Annotated in this window: 2 protein-coding genes; both read left to right on the top strand. The window is 73.4% G+C overall.

Annotated elements, in window-relative coordinates:
• Positions 1 to 616 precede the first annotated feature (616 nt).
• Positions 617 to 1,000 (top strand): hypothetical protein, encoded by a 384-nt coding sequence (locus tag ACIQOV_RS39570; protein WP_380545757.1) that lies wholly within the window; start codon positions 617 to 619, stop codon positions 998 to 1,000.
• Between the two features lie 4 nt (positions 1,001 to 1,004).
• The coding region (locus ACIQOV_RS39565) for a hypothetical protein (protein ID WP_401055747.1) at positions 1,005 to 1,909 on the top strand (905 nt) is incomplete at its 3' end.

Here is a 1,909-nt window from a genome sequence, read left to right as displayed (position 1 = left end):
CCCGGCGCGCAGCCCCGGTCGGGCCCCGGTGCGCCCCTCGGCCCGGCCTCGCCCCGTTCGCCCCGGGGCCGCTGCCGTTCGCCCGGCCACGATTTCTGACCGGGCGTGATGTCCTGCTAGTGTTCATCCCGTCGAGAGGAAGTGATCTTCCGGGAAACGGAATCTCGAACAGGCGTCAGCGGTGCTACCAGAGCACGCCCTACTTTCAGTAGGGAGAGTCCGTGCGATCCGGGCCTGGCGCTCCCATCGAAGGGGCTCGTTCCGTCCAGCGGAACGGGCCCCTTCGTCGTGTTCGCCTTCCGTGCCCGCGCCCTCTTATCGTACTTTCGGGCTCGAAACCCTTCCTTGGGGCTCGATACCGGCCAAGGTGCCGTGCCAGGTGGCCGGTGAACGGTACTCCAACCTCCCTGGCCGACCGGTGGGGGCGGGGTCGCGTCCTGTCTGATGTTCCGTCAGTTCTTGGCTGGAACTGGCTGTTACTGATGTGAATATGCCATGGGAATGTTCGTCATATGGAATCCGGCAGTAGCCTTCCGTGTCGAACTAGCCACTGCTGGTGGTGAACCGGTCGGTGCCGCGCTGCGGCCGACCGCCCAGACCCCGCGAAGGAGCCGGTGTGCCCGGTATCGACGAATGCCTCTCCGGAGCGATGGCGATCCCCGGGGCCCGTGCCGCGAGCCTGGTCGACTGGAGCAGCGGGCTCGCCCTCGGCAGCCTCGGGGACAGCCCGACCGGAGAGCACGAGACCTCCGCCGCCGAGGCAACCGACCTGGTGCGGGCGGCCGTTGAGAGCCAGACCTTCACCGTGACGGAGGACCGGCGGGCCCCGTTGGAGGACATCATCGTCACCGCCGGCCGCAGTTACCACCTGATCCGCTTCATCGACACCGTCTTCGACAACAGGCTCGTCCTGCACCTCTGGCTGGACCGCGCGGAGGGCAACCTCGCCGCCGCCCGCTTCCGCCTCCAGGCACTCGCCGAGGAGCTGGTGCTGGGGTGAGCGCGTGACCGCCGCGACCGGCACCGTGCCGCCGCCCCCGGCGGAGGTCGCCACCCCGAGGTCCCCGGGCGAGGCGCTCGCCCTGCTCGCCGACCGCCGCGCCACCGGCGCCCTGCGCGGGCCGCTCGGCAGCCTCCACCTGATCGACGGGCGGGTGGCCGCCGCCGAGTCCCTCCGGGCGCCCGGACTGGCCGACCTGCTCATCGGCTGCGGTCGGATCACCCCCGAGGACTGGGCGGAACTGCTCCGGGCTCACGGCCCGAGGTCGAGGGTCGGCGAGGCGCTGGTCGAACGGCGGCTGCTCACCCGGGGAGAGCTCGAACTCGGCCACCTGGGAACGCTGTTCGACGCCGCGTTCTTCGTGCTGGCCGACCCGGCCGGCGGCGTCTGGCGGTTCGAGGCCGACACCCGGCACTGGCTCGGGCCGGTCGCGGAGGTCGACCCGGCCCGGATCCGCCGCGAGGTCGAACGCCGCCGGAAACTGCTCGACGGGATCTGGCCGTGGGAGCAGCTCGACACCGCGCCCGTCCGCCCGGCCGAGTGCGGCCGCCGGTCGTCCCACCGCTCGTGCGGCCGCCGGCGACGTGAGCTGTTGGACCACGCCGACGGTCGCAGGACCCCGGCGGACCTGGCCCGGCTGCTCGGCCGCTCCGGCTTCGGGGTGACGGCCGATGTCCGTCGACTGGCCGCCGCCGGACTGCTGGACGCCCCGCGCCCGTCCGCCGCGGCACCCGCAGCGCCGGAGGCCCCGGTGGCGGCCCCGGTGTCCGAGGCGCGGCCGACGACCGCTCCCCGGCCCGAAGTTCCCTCGCCGACCGCGAGCGGACCGGCCGGAGGGCTGCACCGCCGGGTCCCCGGCGCCAGCCTCCGGGGCGCCGACCTTCCCGGCGCCCCGGTCACGGCCGTTCC

It is taken from the genome of Kitasatospora sp. NPDC091257 (assembly GCF_044757675.1).
Classification (GTDB): Bacteria; Actinomycetota; Actinomycetes; order Streptomycetales; family Streptomycetaceae; genus Kitasatospora; species Kitasatospora lactacystinica.
Note: the sequence above shows the minus strand (reverse complement) of the source record. Positions and strands in the feature narration are given on the sequence as shown.